The organism is Streptomyces sp. H39-C1 (genome assembly GCF_027158125.1).
Classification (GTDB): Bacteria; Actinomycetota; Actinomycetes; order Streptomycetales; family Streptomycetaceae; genus Actinacidiphila; species Actinacidiphila fildesensis.
This window is the reverse complement of sequence record NZ_JAPVLS010000002.1, coordinates 73698-92652: the sequence shown is the minus strand read 5'-3', so window position 1 is coordinate 92652 and position 18955 is coordinate 73698. Positions and strand designations below refer to the sequence as shown.

20 protein-coding genes are annotated in these 18955 nt (G+C 70.7%); 12 read left to right on the top strand and 8 right to left on the bottom strand.

The genetic code is table 11. The features are described from left to right. Window positions 1-198 precede the first annotated feature (198 nt). Window positions 199-1179, bottom strand: coding sequence for an aldo/keto reductase (locus O3W51_RS01830; protein WP_269283193.1), 981 nt, complete (start codon window positions 1177-1179; stop codon window positions 199-201). Window positions 1180-1368: 189 nt separating this feature from the next. Between O3W51_RS01830 and O3W51_RS01825 the strand changes: the two genes are divergently transcribed. The 5 genes from O3W51_RS01825 to O3W51_RS01810 all read left to right on the top strand — a co-directional run bounded on the left by O3W51_RS01825 (window position 1369) and on the right by O3W51_RS01810 (window position 4798). After that, window positions 1369-1887 carry a GNAT family N-acetyltransferase gene (locus O3W51_RS01825; protein ID WP_244808970.1) on the top strand — a complete coding sequence of 173 codons (519 nt, stop codon included), beginning with the start codon at window positions 1369-1371 and terminating at the stop codon, window positions 1885-1887. Window positions 1888-2231: 344 nt separating this feature from the next. Next, window positions 2232-3248 (top strand): hypothetical protein, encoded by a 1017-nt coding sequence (locus O3W51_RS48375; protein WP_306664990.1) that lies wholly within the window; start codon window positions 2232-2234, stop codon window positions 3246-3248. Window positions 3249-3285: 37 nt separating this feature from the next. After that, entirely contained in the window at window positions 3286-4173 is an 888-nt protein-coding gene (locus O3W51_RS48370; protein ID WP_307811477.1) for an ATP-binding cassette domain-containing protein, read from the top strand. Window positions 4174-4275: 102 nt separating this feature from the next. After that, a complete protein-coding gene (locus O3W51_RS01815; RefSeq protein ID WP_138351434.1) occupies window positions 4276-4437 on the top strand; it encodes a carbohydrate-binding protein in 162 nt (53 codons plus the stop codon). A 103-nt stretch (window positions 4438-4540) separates the two neighbouring features. Beyond that, on the top strand, window positions 4541-4798 hold the full coding sequence (locus tag O3W51_RS01810) for a DUF6296 family protein (RefSeq protein WP_138351433.1): 258 nt from the start codon (window positions 4541-4543) through the stop codon (window positions 4796-4798). A gap of 82 nt (window positions 4799-4880) precedes the next feature. On the opposite strand, the gene O3W51_RS01805 is transcribed toward O3W51_RS01810, so the two are convergent. The 4 genes from O3W51_RS01805 to O3W51_RS01790 all read right to left on the bottom strand — a co-directional run bounded on the left by O3W51_RS01805 (window position 4881) and on the right by O3W51_RS01790 (window position 7773). Continuing rightward, window positions 4881-5339, bottom strand: a complete 459-nt coding sequence (locus tag O3W51_RS01805) for a MarR family winged helix-turn-helix transcriptional regulator (RefSeq protein ID WP_381586729.1) — start codon at window positions 5337-5339, stop codon at window positions 4881-4883. Further along, the gene (locus O3W51_RS01800) at window positions 5336-5974 is read right to left on the bottom strand and encodes a DJ-1/PfpI family protein (protein ID WP_269283188.1); all 639 of its coding nucleotides are present in this window, start codon (window positions 5972-5974) and stop codon (window positions 5336-5338) included. The genes O3W51_RS01805 and O3W51_RS01800 overlap by 4 nt, the downstream gene beginning before the upstream one ends. 117 nt (window positions 5975-6091) lie before the next feature. After that, window positions 6092-7126, bottom strand: a complete 1035-nt coding sequence (locus O3W51_RS01795; protein ID WP_138351430.1) for an ArsR/SmtB family transcription factor — start codon at window positions 7124-7126, stop codon at window positions 6092-6094. Window positions 7127-7380: 254 nt separating this feature from the next. Next, window positions 7381-7773, bottom strand: coding sequence for a barstar family protein (locus O3W51_RS01790; RefSeq protein WP_138351429.1), 393 nt, complete (start codon window positions 7771-7773; stop codon window positions 7381-7383). 284 nt (window positions 7774-8057) lie between these two features. Here O3W51_RS01790 and O3W51_RS01785 point away from each other — a divergent pair, with 284 nt between their 5' ends. The 4 genes from O3W51_RS01785 (at window position 8058) to O3W51_RS01770 (ending at window position 12067) form a co-directional block, all read left to right on the top strand. Then, window positions 8058-9995 (top strand): phosphocholine-specific phospholipase C, encoded by a 1938-nt coding sequence (locus tag O3W51_RS01785; RefSeq protein WP_138351428.1) that lies wholly within the window; start codon window positions 8058-8060, stop codon window positions 9993-9995. A gap of 246 nt (window positions 9996-10241) precedes the next feature. After that, the gene (locus O3W51_RS01780; protein WP_269283181.1) at window positions 10242-10988 is read left to right on the top strand and encodes a class I SAM-dependent methyltransferase; all 747 of its coding nucleotides are present in this window, start codon (window positions 10242-10244) and stop codon (window positions 10986-10988) included. Between the two features lie 81 nt (window positions 10989-11069). Further along, window positions 11070-11522, top strand: a complete 453-nt coding sequence (locus O3W51_RS01775) for an HIT family protein (RefSeq protein WP_138351426.1) — start codon at window positions 11070-11072, stop codon at window positions 11520-11522. A gap of 53 nt (window positions 11523-11575) precedes the next feature. Continuing rightward, on the top strand, window positions 11576-12067 hold the full coding sequence (locus O3W51_RS01770) for an SRPBCC family protein (RefSeq protein ID WP_138351425.1): 492 nt from the start codon (window positions 11576-11578) through the stop codon (window positions 12065-12067). Window positions 12068-12118: 51 nt separating this feature from the next. On the opposite strand, the gene O3W51_RS01765 is transcribed toward O3W51_RS01770, so the two are convergent. Together O3W51_RS01765 and O3W51_RS01760 are read right to left on the bottom strand one after the other, a co-directional pair. After that, window positions 12119-12769, bottom strand: a complete 651-nt coding sequence (locus tag O3W51_RS01765; RefSeq protein ID WP_269283175.1) for a LysE family translocator — start codon at window positions 12767-12769, stop codon at window positions 12119-12121. 111 nt (window positions 12770-12880) lie between these two features. Continuing rightward, window positions 12881-13603 (bottom strand): phosphatase PAP2 family protein, encoded by a 723-nt coding sequence (locus O3W51_RS01760; RefSeq protein ID WP_138351423.1) that lies wholly within the window; start codon window positions 13601-13603, stop codon window positions 12881-12883. A 767-nt stretch (window positions 13604-14370) separates the two neighbouring features. On the opposite strand from O3W51_RS01760, the gene O3W51_RS01755 reads away from it, so the two are divergent. The 3 genes from O3W51_RS01755 (at window position 14371) to O3W51_RS01745 (ending at window position 18338) form a co-directional block, all read left to right on the top strand. Further along, complete coding sequence (locus O3W51_RS01755) at window positions 14371-15615, top strand: MFS transporter (protein ID WP_269283171.1); 1245 nt, start codon at window positions 14371-14373, stop codon at window positions 15613-15615. Window positions 15616-15795: 180 nt separating this feature from the next. Further along, complete coding sequence (gene surE, locus O3W51_RS01750) at window positions 15796-16701, top strand: 5'/3'-nucleotidase SurE (RefSeq protein ID WP_187144728.1); 906 nt, start codon at window positions 15796-15798, stop codon at window positions 16699-16701. 50 nt (window positions 16702-16751) lie between these two features. After that, window positions 16752-18338 carry a carboxylesterase/lipase family protein gene (locus tag O3W51_RS01745; RefSeq protein ID WP_187144729.1) on the top strand — a complete coding sequence of 529 codons (1587 nt, stop codon included), beginning with the start codon at window positions 16752-16754 and terminating at the stop codon, window positions 18336-18338. A 91-nt stretch (window positions 18339-18429) separates the two neighbouring features. Here O3W51_RS01745 and O3W51_RS01740 read toward each other — a convergent pair whose 3' ends face one another. Further along, entirely contained in the window at window positions 18430-18939 is a 510-nt protein-coding gene (locus O3W51_RS01740; protein WP_138351420.1) for a hypothetical protein, read from the bottom strand. Window positions 18940-18955: the final 16 nt, after the last annotated feature.

Here is an 18955-nt window from a genome sequence, read left to right as displayed (position 1 = left end):
ACGAAAGACCCCAGTTCCTGATACCGGATGGATGACAGGGCATGCCCGTGCACCGGTGAGCGAACACCCGGCGCCGAATATGCGATCACCCACGGTGCCCGACCGTGCGCCGTCCGTCCAGGGGCGATTCGGCCCACTCAAGCGCCGTTCCACGACGGCGTTCCGGCGCGCGGTTCCGCCCGCGCCGCGAGCGGGCCGCTACTCCGGCCCCATCACCGGGTGCGGACTGTAGTCCGCCTCCAGACGCGCCATGTGCGTCGGTGAAAGGGTGACGTCCAGTGCCGCAACGGCGTCCTGGAGGTGGGCGAGCTTGGTCGCACCGACGATCGGGGCGCTCACACCCTCCTTGTTCAGCAGCCAGGCGAGGGCAACCCGGGCCGGTGGCACACCGAGCTCGGAGGCGACGGCACGGAGCGTGTCGACGACGTCGAAGTCGGCTTCCGTGTAGAGCTGGTCGGCGAGCGGATCGGCGCCGCCGCGGGTGGTGGTGCGCTCGCCGCCGCGCCCCCGGCCACCCGCGAGGAGTCCGCGCGCGAGCGGGCTGTACGGCAGGACGCCGACGCCCTGGTCGAGGCAGAGCGGGATCATCTCCCGTTCCTCCTCGCGGTAGACGAGGTTGTAGTGGTTCTGCATGGACACGAAGCGCGTGCCGCCCGCGAGCACGGCGGTGTGCTGCGCCTTGACGAACTGCCATGCGTACATGCTCGATGCGCCGATGTAGCGGACCTTCCCGGCCCGTACGACGGTGTCGAGCGCGTCCATCGTCTCCTCGATGGTCGTCTCCTGGTCCCAGCGATGGATCTGGTAGAGGTCGATGTGGTCGGTGCCGAGACGGCGCAGGGAGCCGTCCACCGAGGCGAGGATGTGTTTGCGCGACAGACCCCGGTCGCCCGGTTTCTCGCTCATCGGGTAGTACACCTTGGTGGCGAGGACGTAGTCGTCGCGGTCGTCGAAGAGCCGCGCGAGCAGCCGTCCGGTGACCTCTTCACTGGCGCCCCGGTCGTACATGTCGGCGGTGTCGAACAACGTCACGCCCTGCTCCACCGCATGCCGCACGATCGGCTCCGCCTCCTCCTCGGAGAGGTGCCAGGCGCGCCGGCTGGTGTCGCCGTAACTCATCATGCCGAGACCCAGCCGGGACACGACGAGTCCTGAAGCACCCAGGCGGGTGTATTGCATCGCATTTCTCCTTCAGAACCGCTGGGATAACGCACCGGTTCGGATCGGCTCGGGTTCCCGGACCGATTCAACGCCGAACGGGCCCGGATTCCCATCCGAATAAACGGTTCCGCCGGTCCGCCCCATCAGGCACCATCAACCGATGGGCATGTCGGACACACTCCCCGACCGGGATCGGAAGCCAGGACGGTGAATCCCACGATCAGAACCGCGGCCATCGGCACGGAGCGTCTGGAACTGCTGCCCCTCCTCGTGGATCACGCCGGGGAGATGGCCGCCACGCTGGCCGACCCGGCCCTGCACACTTTCATCGGTGGCGCCCCGGACACTCCGCAGGACCTGCGGGCCCGCTACGAACGCATGGTCGCCGGCGCACCCGACCCTGCGGTCTCGTGGTGCAACTGGGTGATCCGGCTGCGCGAGGAGACCTCCCTGGCGGGCACGGTCCAGGCGACGATCGGCCCTTCCGGAGACGGCCTGACCGCCGAGATCGCCTGGGTCGTCGGCACCCCGTGGCAAGGGCGCGGCATCGCCACGGAGGCGGCGCTGGGCCTGGTCGGCTGGCTGGAGCGCCAACCCGTGGACACCCTCGTCGCCCATGTCCATCCGGACCACCGGGCGTCGGCCGCCGTCGCCGCCGCCTGCGGACTGGCGCCCACCGGCCAATGGCACGACGGCGAGATCAGGTGGCAGCGAAACCTGCGGTGAGGCCTTCGGGCCACGGCTGTGCCGGCCTCACGCAGCAGTGTTGGCACCCCTTCGACTGCGCCCCGCATCGCGGGCGTCCGCCCGCTGTGCTCCGTGCGTGCTTCTGTCCATCGGTCCGCCGAGCGGTGATGCGGACCGGAGGTGGGCAGGTCTAGATGCTTCCGGGCCTTCGCACGGCATCAGCGAGTGCCGTGCGCGGTCCGAACCGTCGAACCGTCGAAGGACGCCGCCATGACTCGCGCCATACTCACCTGCCGCACGACGCCGCACACCCACCCCGCAGACGCCTGGGCGGTGCGGCGATGAGGAGGTGGTTACGACGGCCACGACCCGTCGAGAGGGTCGTGTCCGACAGCGAACAGCTGCTGTTCGGCGGGGCACTGCACTACGACTACGGATGGGCCCGGCACGATTTCACGATGCTGGAGCAGTCGGCGCTGTCCATGGCCCGCTCGGCACCGCGGCTGGTGGGCAGCACCGTCCGGCTGGCCTGGCGGGCCGACCGGACCGCCATGCTGACGATGGTCCTCGCCGAGATCTACCAGGGTGCGGCTCATGCCGTCGGTCTGCTCGTCACCAACGAGGTGCTGCAGTCGCTGTTCGGGAGCGGGGACACGGTCGCGCGGGTGCGCGCGGCGGTGCCGGCGCTGATCGTGGGCATGGTCATCGCCGTGACCAGCGCGGTGGCGGCGTCGCTGTCGACGGCCGGCACCGGCCGGCTGGAGCCGAAGGTCGAGCGGCTGGCCACCCAGGAGTATCTGCGGCACGCCGAGCGGGTGGAACTGGAAGCCGTCGAGGACGGGGCGTTCCGCAAGCTGCTGGACTCCGCGCAGTTCGGCGCCCAGTCCTCCCGCCAGATGATCAGCGCCATGGTGGCGACGCTGAACGGCACGTTCTCCCTGGTCGCCGCGGCCGGGGTGCTCACCGTGCTGCACCCGGTGCTCCTGTTCCTGCTGATGCTGATCGCGGCGCCGCGCGGGTGGGGCGCGCTGCATGTGGCCCAGCGCCGCTACGCCTCCACCATGGCCTGGATCGAGCACGAGCGTGCCGCCCGGGTCATCGGAGAGTCGATCACCGGCCGCAGCGCCGCCCAGGAGACCCGCGTGCACGGCGTCGGGAGCTTCCTGCTGCGGCACTTCGGCCAGATGGCCAGAACCGCGGAGGCGGAGCAGACGCGGCTGGCCAAGGAGAAGGCCGCCACCGAGCTCCTGGCCGCCTCCCTGTCGGGCGCCGCGTCGTTGCTGGCGTACGTCACGCTGGCGTGGCTGCTGCTGTCGGGCCGGATGAGCATGGCGGTCGCCGGTACCGCGGTCATGGCGGTACGGACCGGATCGGCCAATCTCGGTCAACCGGCTCCATGAGGAGTCCCTGTACGCCGGTGACCTGGAGCGGTACATCGTGGAGGCGACCGCCCGCGCCATTCCCGTCGGCGGCGTTCCGGTACCCGGGCACCCGGCCGAGATCCGCTTCGAGCACGTCACCTACCACTATCCGGATCGTGAGCGGCCCGCCCTGGACGACATCTCGCTCACCCTTTCCGCCGGCACCGTGGTGGCGCTGGTGGGAACGAACGGATCCGGCAAGAGCACGCTGGTGAAGCTGCTCGCCGGCCTCCACAAGGCCCAGGCCGGCCGGATCCTGTGGGACAAGGTCGATCTGGCGGAGGCCGACCGGGACCAGGTCTTCTCGCACATCGCGCTGCTCGACCAGTCCTTCGCGAGGTGGCCCTTCACCGCGGAGACCAATCTGGCGATCGGCAAGCCCGCTCGGGTCCCTGAGCCTGAGCAGCTGGCCGCGGCGGCCGCGTTCTCCGGCGCGGACGCGGTCATCAACGCCCTCCCCCACGGCATGAAGACCCTCCTGGCCCTGCAGTTCCGCGGCGGATCGGAACTGTCCGGCGGCCAGTGGCAGACCATCGGGCTCAGCCGTACCCGGTATCGCGACGCGTCTCTGATCATCGTCGACGAGCCGACCTCGGCGCTGGATCCTGAGGCGGAGATCGCCTGCTTCGAGAAGATCCGCCGGCTCCGCTCGCCGACCACCACGGTCGTCCTGGTGACGCACCGCATGGCAGCCGTCCAGCACGCCGACCTGATCTACGTCCTCCACGAGGGCCTCCTGGTGGAACAGGGCACCCACCAGGAACTCCTGGCCGACAAGGCCGGTCGTTACCACCGCATGTTCCAGTCCCAGGCGGACCAGTACATCTCCGGCACCGACGGAACCGTCCCCGGCCAGCAGAACCACCCGGCCACGGCCGACCAGCAGGGCCCGGTCGATCGCTGAGTCGGGTGCCGTGGACCGATGGCCTGGAGGGGCGTGGCGGATCGCCGTGGGAAGATCCAGGTAGGTCGGCAGTGAGCCGGTCCAGTGAAGGGGCGCCCTCGCATGGCAGCAGGATTTTCGGACTGGAAAGTCAAGAAGCAGTATTCGGCGAATGACCGGGTGTCGTATTTGGGAAAGGAATACCGCTGCCTGGCCACACACACCTCGAATTCGGCGTGGAATCCCAAAGCGGCCGTCACGAAATGGCAGGAATACAAGCCGTAGCCTCCGCATTGCCGTCCCCGACGGGGAGCAGCGACGGGCTGCGGTCGCGTGCCGCCTGCGGCGGTCGTAGCGTCGAAGTATCGCTCACCGTTGGGAGTACGCCATGTCCGAGCGCGCGGGCTTCGAGCTCACCTTCACCAACCCTCTTCCGGTGGACGGCGCACCCGCCCAGCAGGTCGTCGAGGTCTTCGCGACGACCGCGATCGGGTCGGGCGGATATCCGATCTATGTCGACGCAAGCAAGATCATCCGCGCCGAGATCAGCGATGCGGGCCAGGTCCGCATGATCGCGAGCGGTGGCGGACAGCGCCCGCAGTCCCCCTCCGCGGTCCATCGTCTGCCGCCGGCCGACGACCGATAAGGTCAGGCCGCCGGACGAGGCGACCTGGGCGATCCGGAACGCGGCGGCGGTCGCCGACCTGGTGACCGGCCGACAACGCTGTTCACCCTGCCGAGTCCCCATCTGCACCCGCGACCGCGTCCATGGCCTCGGACAGCCTTTCCAGGACGCGAAGCGTCGCCGCGAAATCCTCCGGGCCGAGTTCGTCGGCCAGTCGCGCGGCCACGTCCGCGTGAGCCGGGCCGATCCGCTGCACCGCGGCTCGTCCCTGCTCGGTCGGGCGCAGCAGTTTCGCCGTGCGGTGGGCCGGATTCGGCACGTACTCGGCGAGGCCCTTGCCGGCCAGCAGGTCGGCGATGCGCTGAACACCCTGCCGGGTCACGCCCATCGCCCTGGCGATACCGGAGACCGGCAGCGGCTCGCGCAGCACGGCGCCCAGCACCTGCCACCATGCCGCGGTCAGGCCCACCGGCCGGGCCATCCGTTCGGAGACCTCGAGGAACTGGCCGTTGAGCCGGAAGACGGCCAGCGCCGTCCCGGACAGCAGCTCGCCGTCCTTCACGATCCGGCCGCCATCAGCACGGGGAACGCGCTCGGGTCGGAGTGCGCGAACAGCCGGTACCAGGCGTCCAGGACGTGCGGCTCGTAGAGGTCGAGCCTGGCGAAGATCTCGCGGGCGAACGCGACCGGTTCGGTCGGCCCGGCCGTGATCAGGTCGCCGGTCGTCACCGCCGGCGCGTCCCGGTAGCGGTCGCCGCCCTTGTAGCCGGTCGCGGCGAGGTACTCGGCCGCGGCGCTGGTGTGTTCACGGTCGTCGAGCAGCCCTTCACGGGCCAGACCGGCGGTCGCACCGCAGATCGCGGCGACGGGGACACCGGCCGCGAGGAAATCACGCGCCGCGCGCCCGAAGGCGGCGAGATCGTCCGACAGGTCCCACAGGCCGGCGCCCGGCAGGATGAGCAGCGCGGCCTCCTGCGGCGAGATCCCGGCCAGCGCGACGTCGGGGACGATCCGCACACCTCCCGCTGTGGTCACCGGCTCCGTGCTCGTACCCACCGTCCGCACCTGGTACCGGCCGGGCCGGCGCTGCCACTGCGTGCTGTTGATGTGCGCGATCGCATGCCCGACCTCCCAGTCGGACCATGTGTCGTACACCGCCACGTACACCGTCTTCGTCTCGTGCTCTCTCGTCTCCATACGCAACATGTTGTCATATCGACAGCATGTTGTCGAGTGCTGGCCCCCGCTGGCCCCGCTGTCGTGTCCGCTGCCTGTCGTGACACGGCGCACCCCTGCCGCCCACTTCGGTCCACGTCAGAACGCGTGCGGTTCCCGGAGTGAACCGCCGTGGCCCGCCAGGGAGATGGCGCGGCCGTCGAGAAGCTGGAGCCCCAGCGGCGTCACCGAGTGCAGTTGGTGCTTTCCTTCGCGTCTGCTGACGATCAGCCCCGCGTCACGCAGCACGGCGAGTTGCTGGCTGGCGGTGGGCACCGACACCCTGATCGCCGCCGAGAGATGCGTGGTGGACCGGCAGTTGCCGACGGCGACCGATGCCAGGAGCGCGGCCCGGGTCCGTCCCAGCAGGCCCGCCAGGTTCTCCGCGGACACGTCCTGCGCCGGGCCGGCGGACCGGTCCACCGGATAGACGAGAGTCGGCGGCAACCCCGGGTCCGCCAGAGTGACGGGTTCGCGCCGGCAGAAGAAGGACGGCACGAGCCGCAGGCCACGGCCCTGCAGATGGAGGTCCTTGTCGACGGGGTAGCGGACCCGCAGGACCGGCGACTCCCATTGCGCCATCGGACGCAGACTGTCGAGCAGTCCTTCCGTACCGCCCGTCATCAACGCCCTGGCCCGCAGCGCGATGTCCGCGCTCACCGTCGAGGAGAGCCGCTCCCAGACGGGGGCGATGAGCGTCTTCTCATAGGTGACCAGAGCCCATTTCAGAGCGGCCAGCGCGCCGGCACCGGCATGCGCGAGATCCGCCAGGAAGGGAGATGTCGCCGGTGTGGCCGCACCGAGCATCTGCAGTTCCGCGGTGATGCGGCGTTGCGGTGTCGAGAGCACCCGGTCGACCGAGGTGGCCAGATCGGGCGACGAGATCGCGGGAGTCAGGAAGTCGGGGAAGTACGGGCCCAGCGGGACCAGCGTCCGCAGCATGGAGGCGGCCCGGTGCGCCGCCCCGTGCCGCTGCATCTCACCGGCCGACGAGCGGCGCCAGGCGCCGAACGTTCCGGCACCGCCGCGGTCCTGCAGGCGGCAGATACTGCAGACGATCTCCCAGAGCGGATCAGGATGCTGGACCAGCGTTATCCGCTGGAGGTCCTCCGTCGTGAAATGAATGCGCAGCATAGGGTCCCCCCGGAATCCCGTACGGGGCCGCCGCCCCAGGGGCGCAGCAAGCCCGTTGCCGACGTTGCTCACGGCCCCACCGGCGTCCGCTGTCAGCGCCCGCCTTGGCGCCCGCCGGACCCGCACTCGGACTGCGGCGACGCGGATCAGGCCGAGGTGAACAGTACGTCCCGCAGGGCCGCGTCAGGCCGCACAGGCGGCGAAACGGCTCAATCCTTCCCCTGGCCGGCATCGATCGGCGGCGATCCGGCCGGTCAGAGCAACCGCAGCACTTCGGGTGTCCTGCCACCCTCCGTCATGATGTCCACCAGCCAGTCGAAGACCGTCCTGCCCTGTTCCGCCTCGGCGCGCTCCAGGTCCCGTTGGACCAGCTCCCGGTTGGTGGGGTGGCAGCGCCCCAGCCGGATGCGGAGCTGCCGCACGGTCTCCGGGTAGCCGAGGGCCTGCCGGGAGAGCTGGTGGTCGCGCCACTCGATGACGAAGTCGTCGTCATCGGGTGTTCCGAACCCACCGCGCAGGCAGTCGTTGAACGCGTCGAGGTTGCGGCCGAAGTACCCGCCGGGGCCGTTCACCGCCTCGCCGATCAGCTGCCAGAAGCGCTCCAGGTCCGTGACCTCGCCGCCGTCGATCACATAGCTCACCGTCATGGGCCGAGCATACGAAACCTCTCGTGCGGCCGGCTCCCGCGGGGGAACTCCGGTCGGATAATCAGCCGCAATGCCGGCGGGATTTTTCGACACCGAATCCAAAACCTTTTCCAGAATTCCTTTCATGGGACCCGCGTGGAATACTCCACGCCAGCCGTGGATCACTGATGGGTCGTCACCCCGACCGGCCCCTGCCGAATTGCGGGCGCGAGCGCCGCCACTCCTGTGCGGCCCTGCGACGCCGCCGCTGCCATCGCCACCGTCGCGCTCCGAAAGGCCGATCGATGACTCCGCTCAGCCGCCGTACCTTCCTGTCGGCCACCGCCGCCGGCGCGGCCACCATGGTCGGTCTCGCCCAGGACGCGGCCGCGGCCCCCACCGGCACCGTGGCCGACGTGAAGCACGTGGTCATCCTGATGCAGGAGAACCGCTCCTTCGACCACTACTTCGGAACCCTGAACGGCGTCCGCGGCTTCGATGACAAGCAGGCCCTGCAGTTCCCCGGCGGCGGCGACGTCTTCCGCCAGCCCGACCCGGCCCGCACCGACGGCGGCGTCATGCTCCCGTACCGGATGGACACGTCGAAGTACAACGCGCAGAACGCCGCCGGCCTCCCGCACGACTTCTCCACCGGGCACCAGGCCGTCAACAACGGCGCGATGAACGCCTGGATCGCCGCCAAGGGCGAGCGCACCATGGGCTACTTCACCCGCGCGGACATCCCGTACCAGTACGCGCTGGCCGACGCGTTCACCCTCTGCGACGCGTACTTCTGTTCGCTGGCCGGCCCCACGATCCCGAACCGGCTCTATCTGTGGAGCGGCACCTCAGGACCGGGCCGGGACGGCACCACCGGTCCCTGGACCGACAACACGGCGAGCGCCGACAATCCCGTCACCGACTGGACGACCTATGCGGAACGGCTGGAGGCCGCCAAGGTCAGCTGGCGCGTCTACCACAATCCGACCGAGGACGATCTGACCGGGGACTACGGCGACAACGCCCTCGCGTACTTCAAGCAGTTCCACACCTACGCCAAGAACGATCCGCGGTACATCAACGCGATGACGAAGTTCGATCTCACCGTCTTCGACCAGCACTGCAAGGACGGCTCGCTGCCCACCGTCTCCTGGCTGGTCGCGCCGTACGTGTACTGCGAACACCCCACCGCGAGTCCGGACTACGGCGCCTGGTGGGTCAACTCCGCCCTGCAGTCGCTGATGTCGAATCCGCAGCTGTGGAAGGAGACCGTGTTCCTGGTGATGTACGACGAGAACGACGGCTACTTCGACCACATGATCCCGCCTACCCCCGAGCCCGGCACCCCTGAGGAGTTCGCCCAGGGCCGGCCGGTCGGGCTGGGCAGCCGGGTGCCGCTGTGGGTGGTCTCCCCCTGGTCGCGTGGCGGGTACGTCAATTCCCAGGTCTCCGACCACACCTCCGTACTGCGCTTCCTGGAGAAGGTGACGGGTGTCCAGGAGCCGAACATCAGCGCCTGGCGCCGGACCGTGTGCGGCGACCTCACCAGTTGCTTCGACTTCACCACACCGGACTACAGCATCCCCGAACTGCCCGACACCGTCGCGCTGATGGCCAAGGCCGACGCCGGAACGCAACTCCCCGCCGTCGCCCTGCCCGCCCCCGGCACCCAGTACGTACCCGCGCAGGAGACCGCGGCGCGGCCGCATCGCCGACTGCCCTACGCCCCGGGCGCCGAAGTCGCGGTCGACCGCGCGACCGGTGTACTGACCTGCACCATGACCAACGCCGGTGCGGCCGGCTTCCACTACACCGTCTACCCGAACATCACGTACACCTTCGCCGGCACCCCGTTCACGGTCGCCCCGGGCGCCTCGAAGACCTACACGTGGGTCACGTCGGAGGCCGACGCACGCTACGACTTCACCGTGCACGGCCCCGACGGCTTCGTCCGCCGCTTCGCCGGAACGGTCGTCCCCGCCGGCCGGAACGACGCCGCGGTGCCGTCGGTGACGGCGTCCCTCGGCACATCCCTCAGCCTGAACCTCGTCAACGACGGACTGACCGGAGTCTCCTTCGCCATCACCCCGAACGACTACGCCGGCACCGCGCAGACCGTTACGGTGGCCCCCAACTCCCGCACCACCCTCACCTGGCCGCTGGACGGCGGCCGCTACGACGTCACTGTCACGGCCGGCACCGGCACCGGGCTCGTCCAGCGGTACGCCGGAACCGTGCACTGACGCGACGCAGCCGCCGGACCCGCGGCTCCGGGCTGATCGGAAAGTCACCTGAGGGTGCCGGGGAATGCCTCCGTCACGGGCTTCGGCGGAGGCGTGGGCGACCGGGTGCGCGGGGTCGGGGGTGAGGGGCGCCAGGCCCCCGGCGCGGGCCCGCAGAGCATCCCCTGGCGCCTCCGCAAAACCCCATCTGACCTGGCCTTTCACCGTCTTCTGGCATAGGATTGCCCTTCGCGAAAGGGGGTCCGGATGGACCGGAACATACGCACGGTCGACGACGTTCTGCAGCTCCTGGACGGCCTGTTCGCGCCCGGGGCCGATCGCTGGACGGCCGGCGCGGCCGACTGGTGGGACGGCTTCTACGCGGACCGCTCCAGGCCGGTGCCGTTCTTCGTCGCGAGGCCGGACGAGAGCCTGGCCTCCTACCTCGACCGGGGCCTGATCGCTCCGGGCCGCGCCCTCGATCTGGGCTGCGGCCCTGGCCGTAACGCCCTCCACCTCGCCTCGCTGGGCTTCGAGGTGGACGCCGTCGACATCTCCCCCGCCGCCATCACGTGGGCCGAGGACCGCGCCCGCGAGGCAGGGGCCGACATCCGGTTCCACTGCGCCGACGCCTTCGCCCTCACGGATGCCGAACTGAACGGCCCGTACGACCTCATCCACGACTCGGGCTGTTTCCACCACCTGCCGCCCCACCGCCGCATCAGCTACCTCGCCCTCCTCGACCGTGCCCTCGCCCCCGGCGGACATCTCGCCCTGACGTGCTTCGCGGCCGGCGAGGCCGGCATGGGCTCCGAACTCCCCGACACGGACTTCTACCGCGAATCCGGCCTCCAGGGCGGACTCGCCTACACCCCGGAGTCCCTGCGCTGGATCTTCTCCGACCTGACGGAGATCGAACTGCGCCGCATGCACGACGAACCGCCGGAGTCCGCGTACTTCGGCGAGCCCTTCCTGTGGACGGCCCTGTTCCGCCGCGACACCGGGGCCCGGTAGTCCGGCCGGCAGCCCGGACCGGATTGCCCTGTCCGAACATCGCCCTCGGCCTGAGGGCGGGCGGGCCCTAGGCTCAGGCGCATGCCGATACCGAACTGCTACGCGTGCGCCAAGGAGTCCGGGTTCGACGACCTGCCGCCGCGCGAGCGCATCGTCGCCGACGAGCACTGGCGCGTGGTCCACGCACTCGACACCGCGCTGCCCGGCTGGCTGGTGCTCCTGCCCCGCCGCCACGTCACCGCGGTGCACGAGCTCACCGACGCGGAGGCCGCCGCCCTCGGAAGCTGGCAGGTCAGGCTCTCCCGGGCCCTGCACCGGGTGACGGGGTGCGCGAAGACCTACGTCGTACAGTTCGCCGAGGCCGAGGGCTTCGCGCACGTCCACTTCCACATCGTGCCGCGGATGCCGGACCTGCCCCGGGAACTGCGTGGCCCCCACGTGTTCGGCCTGCTCCAACGCCCTGAGCGGGAGTGTGTGCCGGCCGACCAGGCCGACGGGATCGCCCACGCCCTCCGTCGTGAACTCACCTCGTGACCAGCCATCATGACCAGCACCCCGGGTCACCCGTCAGCGGAGGAGACAACCCCATGCGCATACCGCGATTCCCTGAGGCCGCAGCGACCGGCACGGTGACCATCCGGGTGCCCCCGACCGAGGCGTACCGCATCATCAGCGATCCACCTGTCATGATCCGCTTCGCCGAGGAGGCGCACCGCGCCCGTTGGCTGAACGGCGCGGGGACCCCGGCCGTCGGCGCACGCTTCCAGGGCTACAACCGGAACGGTCTCCGGCGCTGGGCGACCACGTGCCGCATCACGGACGCCGACCCCGCACGGCGCTTCGCCTACGAGGTGACGGCGCCGCTCAGGATCCCCATCTCCCGCTGGCAGTACGACATCGAACCCAGCGCCGAGGGCTGTACCGTCACCGAGACCAACTGGCTGCGGGTCCCGCTGTGGTTCATCCCCTTCGCCATCGTGATCACCGGCGTGTTCGACCGTATCGGCGCCAACAACTCCAACATCACCACCACGCTGCAGCGCCTCAAGGCACACCTGGAGTCAGCCCCGGTCTCCTGAGGGATCCGGGCCTTCATCCGGGACGGTCGGCCTGGAGCGGTTCGCCGGGGTTCATGAGGTGGCGGTCGTCCGGAGCGTGGCCACCAGCCCCGGGCCGAACTCCGCGAGCAGCAGCCCGGACGCGGCCATCAGCAGGACGCCGGACCCGGCGAGTGTCCAGCGGAAGCCCCGCGTTCCGATCCGGTGCCGGGCGCGGGCGATGACGAGGGCCAGCGACGCCTTGCTACCCACCAGCAGGAGGTAGAACCCGAACAGGAACGACCCGGCCTCCAGGGACCCGTGCCGCCAGGCCGCGACGAGCAACGGCGCGCCCGTGGTGAGCCAGAACATCCACGGGTGCGGGCTGAGGAGGTTGGCCAGCGCCCCCTGCCACAGGGCCCGCTTCGCCTGGTCCCCGGCATCCGACCCGTCACGGCTGGGCAGTTGCGCGGTCCGGGCCTCGCGCAGCGTGGACAGCGCCAGGTACAGGAGGAAGAACCCTCCGACGACGCCGCCCATGGAGATCGCCGCGTCCGGCAACATGGCCAGTACCGTCACGGCCGACACGATCACCGGCAGGTCGGTGAGGAGCGGAACGGCGGCGACCCTCAACCCGATCCCCAGACCGCCCCGCAGCGTCCCGGTCAGCACCAGCACCAGCAGCGGTCCCGGGCTGATGCCGGCGCTGAAACCCAGAGCGATCCCCAAAGCGAGCTCTCGCACAGCGCTATGTCTCCTCGAGATCGTGCGGCGTCGTCGTGCGGCCGCCCCGTGCCCGGTCGCCCCCGTCGCCAAGGTAGCGGGTCGGCCGTGGCGCGCCGGACGGTCCCGCCGTCACTCCCACAGCCGGTCGGCGGCCGCGCGCACCGCTTCCCCCCTGAGCAGCGGCGCGAAGGCCAGCCAGACCAGCAGGCCGGTGCCGGCGCCGGCCAGCAGCCCCGCGACGGTGTCGCTGAGCCACTGCGCGTGCAGCCAGGTACGGCTCCACATCATCGCGGCGACATAGGAGCCGCCGATCAGCCACCACCAGCGCCGCGCGCGGGGCCGGAACGCTACCACCGCGACCGCGATCACCAGCGTCGTCGCGGTGAAGACCTCCCCGGAGGGGAACGAGCCGCTGTTCACCAGAACCCACGGCCGGGGCGGACGCGGCCGGTCGACCACCTGCTTCAGCGGCAGAATCACCAGGATGTTCGCGAGTACGGCGGATGTGAAGACGAAGATCGCGGACCTCCAACGCCCGTACACACACAGACAGCCGATCAGGCCGAGGGGGAAGACGAGGCCCAACGGCCCGCCCAGCCGGTCGAGATCGCGGGCCAGGTCGGAGGCCGTACCCGTACGCTCCCCGGTCATCCACACCAGCCAGCGGTCGTCGAGACCTTCGAAGAACGGGGGCCGGTCACCGCGGAGCATCAGTCCGATGCCCGCGGCCAGCGACAGCAGGGTGATGCCCGCAACCAGAGCGCCCCGGGGCGGGATGGCGGGGAGATGGTGCCGAAGCGGCGCCACCGGTGGTGGTGGCGGTGGATCGGACAGGTGAGTCGCGTTCTGCATGATCGGCCTTTCACGGTCGGCTCACCGGGCGGACGGGCCCGGGGCACGTGGCGAGGGGACGGACGGCTGTACGCAGTGCTGTGCTCAGGGGTCCGCGCAGGATGTGCGCAGGGGGTATCGCCGCCGCGCGGCCGGCTCGTGGCGGCCCCCGGTGCGGAGCGAAGGGATGCGGAGCGGGCGGGTTCGGGGCGGTGCGGGCCGAGGGTGTCCCCGCGCGTTCGCGTCTGGGGAGCACCCGGCTCCCGGGCGGTCTCGCGCCGCCGGTAGGCATTGCGCATTTTTGACCGTCGCAACGAAGACGATACACATCGAAGCGCTTCCCGCCGACCCCGAGGCGGTACGAGATCCGCCCCCATCCGACCGGGGAGCGTGGAATCCCAGGCCCGCCCGGGCCGAGAGTGCGGATTCTCGGGCCCACCCCAGCACAGCGGCTCACGTCTGCACAGTGCCGCGACCGGATTAGTTACACGTGAATATCTTCCGGCCCAACCGATCATCACGATCCGTATCGCGGTTCGGAAACAGATCTGGTGCGGGAAGCGGAAGGGTGCTACACAGTGCTTACCGCGTTGGATAACACGTGTAACCAATCATGGCGATGACGTGTCCGCACCGCCCGGGTCACCCCGCCACCACCGCTCGAACCCGGGCCCCTTTCCCTCCCCCGCTCCCGATCCACGCCACCGCTCCGTCCCTCAAGGAGTCGACATGTACGCCCTCAGCATCCGCCGCGCCCCGGCCGCGGCCCTCGGACTCCGGAGGACGCATTGACCGCGACCGAAGTGCTCCAGCCGCCCACCCGCCCGGCACCGGAGACGCCACGACACCGTGGACTCCTGACACTGCTGCTGGTGGCCAACGCATCCATGCTGGCTGTGTACATGGGTGTCGGCGCGGTTCTGCTGCCGACCCAGATCGAGTCGATCGATCCCGCCCACAAGGTCGCCATCCTGGGCGTGGTGGGCGGCATCAGCGCGGTCTTCGCCACCGCGTTCAACCCGATCGCCGGCGCGTTGTCGGACCGGACCGGCCGACGCAACCCCTGGATCCTGGGCGGCGCCTTCGCCTCGCTCGCGGGCCTCGCGTTCATCGGCAGTGTGCACACCGCGCTGCTGGTGGGCATCGGATGGTGCTTGGTGCAGGCGACGATGAACGTCTACCAGGCCGCGGTCACCGCCGTGGTGCCCGACCGCATTCCCGCCGCCCGCCGCGGAACGGCGTCCGCACTCGTCGGGCTGGCGCTGCCGATCGGCGGCACGGTCGGCGTGCTGATCGGCTCACAGACCGCACACCATCTGCGCACCGGCTACCTGGTGTTCGGGGTGCTCGTCGCCGGCGCCGCGGTCCTGCTGACGACGCTCTGCCGCGATGTGCCCCGGCGCGAGCCCGCACCGGCCGTACCGCGCCGCGAACAGCTGGCCGCGTTCCTGTCGGCGCTGTCCCATCACGACTTCCGCTGGGCCTTCATCGGCCGGGCCCTGATGGTGCTCGGATACTTCTCGGTCGCCGGATACCAGCTGTACATCCTGGACGATCACATCGCGCTGCCCGCCGGTCTGGAACCGGCCACGGCGATGGCGATCCTCACCCCGGTCTCGATGGTCGCGATGGCCGTCTCGACCGTGGTCGGCGGTCTGCTCTCCGACCGCTGGAACCGGCGCAAGGTGTTCGTCGCCGTCTCGGCCACCCTCGCGGGACTGGTCATGGCCGTCCCCGTGATCAGCCCCACCTGGACCGGGATGATCGTCTTCAGCGCGCTCAACGGTCTGGCCTTCGGCTGCTTCATGGCGGTGGACACCGCTCTCGTCACGCTCGTCCTGCCCAGGGCGGAGGACGCCGCCCGGGACATGGGCGTGCTCAACATCGCCAACGCCGGGCCGCAGATCATCGCCCCGTTCGTCGCGTCCGCGATCGTCACCACCCTCGGCGGCTATACCCCGCTGTTCCTGGTCGGCGGCGCCCTGTCGCTGCTGGGCGCGCTGGCGATCCTCCCGATCCGCAGCGTCCGCTGACCGGCTGACCCGGCTGCCACCGCTCACTCCGGCATCCACGGCATCACCCCTGTTCCCGGTATCCGCGTCGTCCGCCGGATCCGGAGACCTGATCCGACAAGAACTCCGGCGGGTCGCGGACCGTCCACCGGTCCGCCACCCGCCGGTCCCACCGCTGCCCCGACTCAAAGGAGCAACACCGTGAGACGTCAGCACGTGCTGTCCTCGGCCGCCCTGCTGTTGTGCTTGTCCGCCGCCTCTGTGACACTGCCCGCGGCCGCGGCCCAACCCGCCGCGCCCTCCGGCCCGCTGCGCATCCTGCTCACCAACGACGACGGCTACAACGCGCCCGGTATCCGGGCCGAGTACGACCGGCTGACCGCCGCCGGCCATCAGGTCACCATCGTCGCCCCGCTGCAGAACCAGAGCGGCGCCGGAACGAAGATGATGAGCGCGACCAGCGTCGTGGTGCAGCACCCCGAGGCCCAGGTGTGGGCCGTGGACGGCACCCCGGGCGACGCGGTGGCCTTCGGGCTCTCCCAGGTGTTCGCCGACCGGGCCCCCGACCTGGTGATCTCGGGCACCAACTTCGGGACCAACGTGGCGGGCTTCGCCACCCACTCCGGCACCGTCGGAGGCGCCATCGCCGCCCTGGAACGGGGCATCCCCGCCATCGCGGTGAGCACCGGCAGTTTCTCCGTGCCCGCCCCCGGGCCCACCCTCAACGCCATGCGCGTCACCGCCGACTTCACCGTCAAGCTCATCGACCGGCTCCAGGCCCGCGCGAAGTCCGGGCACCTGCTGCCCGACGGTGTCGGTCTGAACGTCAACCACCCCATCGTCGGCACGGACGGCACCGGCACCGCGCGCGGTGTCTCCCTCACCTTCCAGGACGCCCAGACGGTGCTCACCCCGCACTACGCCGACGCGGGCGACGGCACGTGGAAGGTCACGGTCTCCTTCGACCCGCTCACTCCCGCGAAGGGCTCCGACGTGGCGGCGGTCAACGCCGACAAGGTCTCCATCGCCCCCATGAACGCCGACTGGAACAGCGGCCCGGCCGACTTCGCGGCGGCCACCGCCCTGCTCGCCGGGCTGCGCCCGTGACCGACCACGCCGCAAGATCCGGGCCCCGCTCCCGACGGCCCCTCCGTCTCGTGGTTCTGTTCGCGCTGGCCGCCCTGTTCCTCCAAGCGCTGCCCGCCTCCGCCGCGCCGTCCGCCAAGGGGTCCGCGAGCCCGCCGGTGGTGGCGGTCTCCGACGGCATCCTGCGGGGGCAGGTCCATGACGGGGCGCAGGAGTTCCTCGGCATTCCCTATGCGGCGCCGCCCGTCGGCAACCTGCGGTTCCAGGCGCCGGAGCGGCCGGCCCGGTGGAACGGGGTACGGGACGCGACGACGCAGGCACCCGCGTGTCTGCAGTTCTCACCGTTCGGGCTGCGGGACCCGCAGGCCGTCAGCGAGAACTGCCTCTACCTCGACGTGTACCGCCCTCGGGACGCCCGTCCGGGAGCGAACCTGCCGGTGCTCTTCTGGATGCACGGGGGCGGCTACAGCCAGGGCACCGGGACCCAGTTCGGTGGCCGCACCATGGCCGACCTCACCCATACCGTGGTGGTCAGCATCAACTACCGGCTCGGCCAGCTCGGTTACCTGGCACTGCCGGAGCTCGCGCGGCAGAACGCGCTGCGCTCCGGGTCCTGGGGCCTCATGGACCAGCTCGCGGCCCTGCAGTGGACCAAGCAGAACATCGCGGCGTTCGGCGGTGCACCGGGCAACATCACGATCTCCGGGCAGTCCGCGGGCAGCGGTTCGGTCTGCTCGCTGCTCGCCGCACCGCGGGCGGCCGGGCTGTACTCCCGCGCCGTCCTGCAGAGCGGTCCGTGCACGCTGCTGGCCGCACCGGACCGTGCCCAGGCGGAGACCGCGGCCCGGACCTACGCCACCGCGGCCGGCTGCCCCGACCCGAAGGTGAGCGCCGGCTGTCTGCGGGCCGCCCCGGCGGACCGGCTGACGGCGGCCGCCGTCACGCTGCCGACGAGCGGGCCCGCGTTCGGTGATCTCCTGCTGCCCGCGCAGCCCTCCGAGGCGATCGCCGCCGGGGCCTGGAACAAGGTGCCGGTCCTGATCGGCAGCAACCGCTCCGAGAGCAGGCTCTTCGTCGCGCTGACCCAGCCGTATCTGACCGCGCAGCAGTACACGGACCAGATCACGGCGACGTACGGGCCGGCGGCGTCACAGGTGCTGGCACGCTATCCGCTGGCCGGATACGCCAGCCCGTACCTCGCGATGTCCGCGCTGCTCACCGACTCCACCTTCGCCTGCCACACCTACTGGACGGCCGACACCTTCGCCGGACAGGTGCCCACGTACGTCTACGAGTTCGACGACCCGGACTCACCGACGCTGTACGGGGCGCAGGTCCCGGGAGTCGACATGGCCAACGCGCACAGCGCGGAACTCGCCTACCTCTACGACTTCACCATGGGCGACCGCCCGCTGACCGGTGCCCAGGTCGGCCTCGCCGACCGCATGAAGCGCTACTGGGCCGCGTTCGCCCGCTCCGGCAACCCCGGCGTGGCCGGACAGACCCCGTGGCCGGCGGCCGGCCCCCGGCACACGGTCCTCACCCTCAACCCCGTGGCCGACCGTACGTCCACCGCTTTCGCGGCGGATCACCAGTGCGGGTTCTGGGCCGGGGCGACCGCGCAGGGCACGAGCCCGGCCCGGAGGTCGCTCCGCTGACCGGCTGAAGCGCCGACCGGACGCACCGCCGACCCGAACCCCGTGCGGGTCGGGTCGGCGGTGCGATGGTCGGCCACCCCGGCGGATCGCGTCAGGTGACGACGGCGACCACGCGTACCGGAAGGTCCGTGTCGTCCTGGATCGCACCCAGCAGGAAGACGCGCCGGCCGGCGCGCCACGCCCGGTGGGCGATGTAGTCCAGACCGCCGGTCGCGTCCTCGTCCGCGTCCCCGCTCTCGTCGACAGCGGTGAATCCGGTGGCGGCGAGCGGTGCCTCCGCCTCGTTCACCAGACCGGCCAGTGCCGCCTCGTACGCGGCGTCCAGATCGTCCGCGTCGGCGTCCGGGTCCCAGTCGTCGGCATCTCCGTCCTCGTCGCCGTCGACGTCCCGCAGCCACAGGCTGAACTCGACCCGTGCGTCAGGACCGTCCCCCTGGATCCCGGCCACCAACTCGCCGCGCTCCCAGTGCCGGGCGAAGGACTCCCCCGCGAACTGCCGATTCACGGCCCACCCGGCTGCCCCGAGCGCGTCGGCGGCGGTCTCGCCGGAGAGTTCGCCGGCGTCGCGAAGCCGGTCGAGGACTGCGAGAACCTCGTTCATCTGTTCATTCCCATCG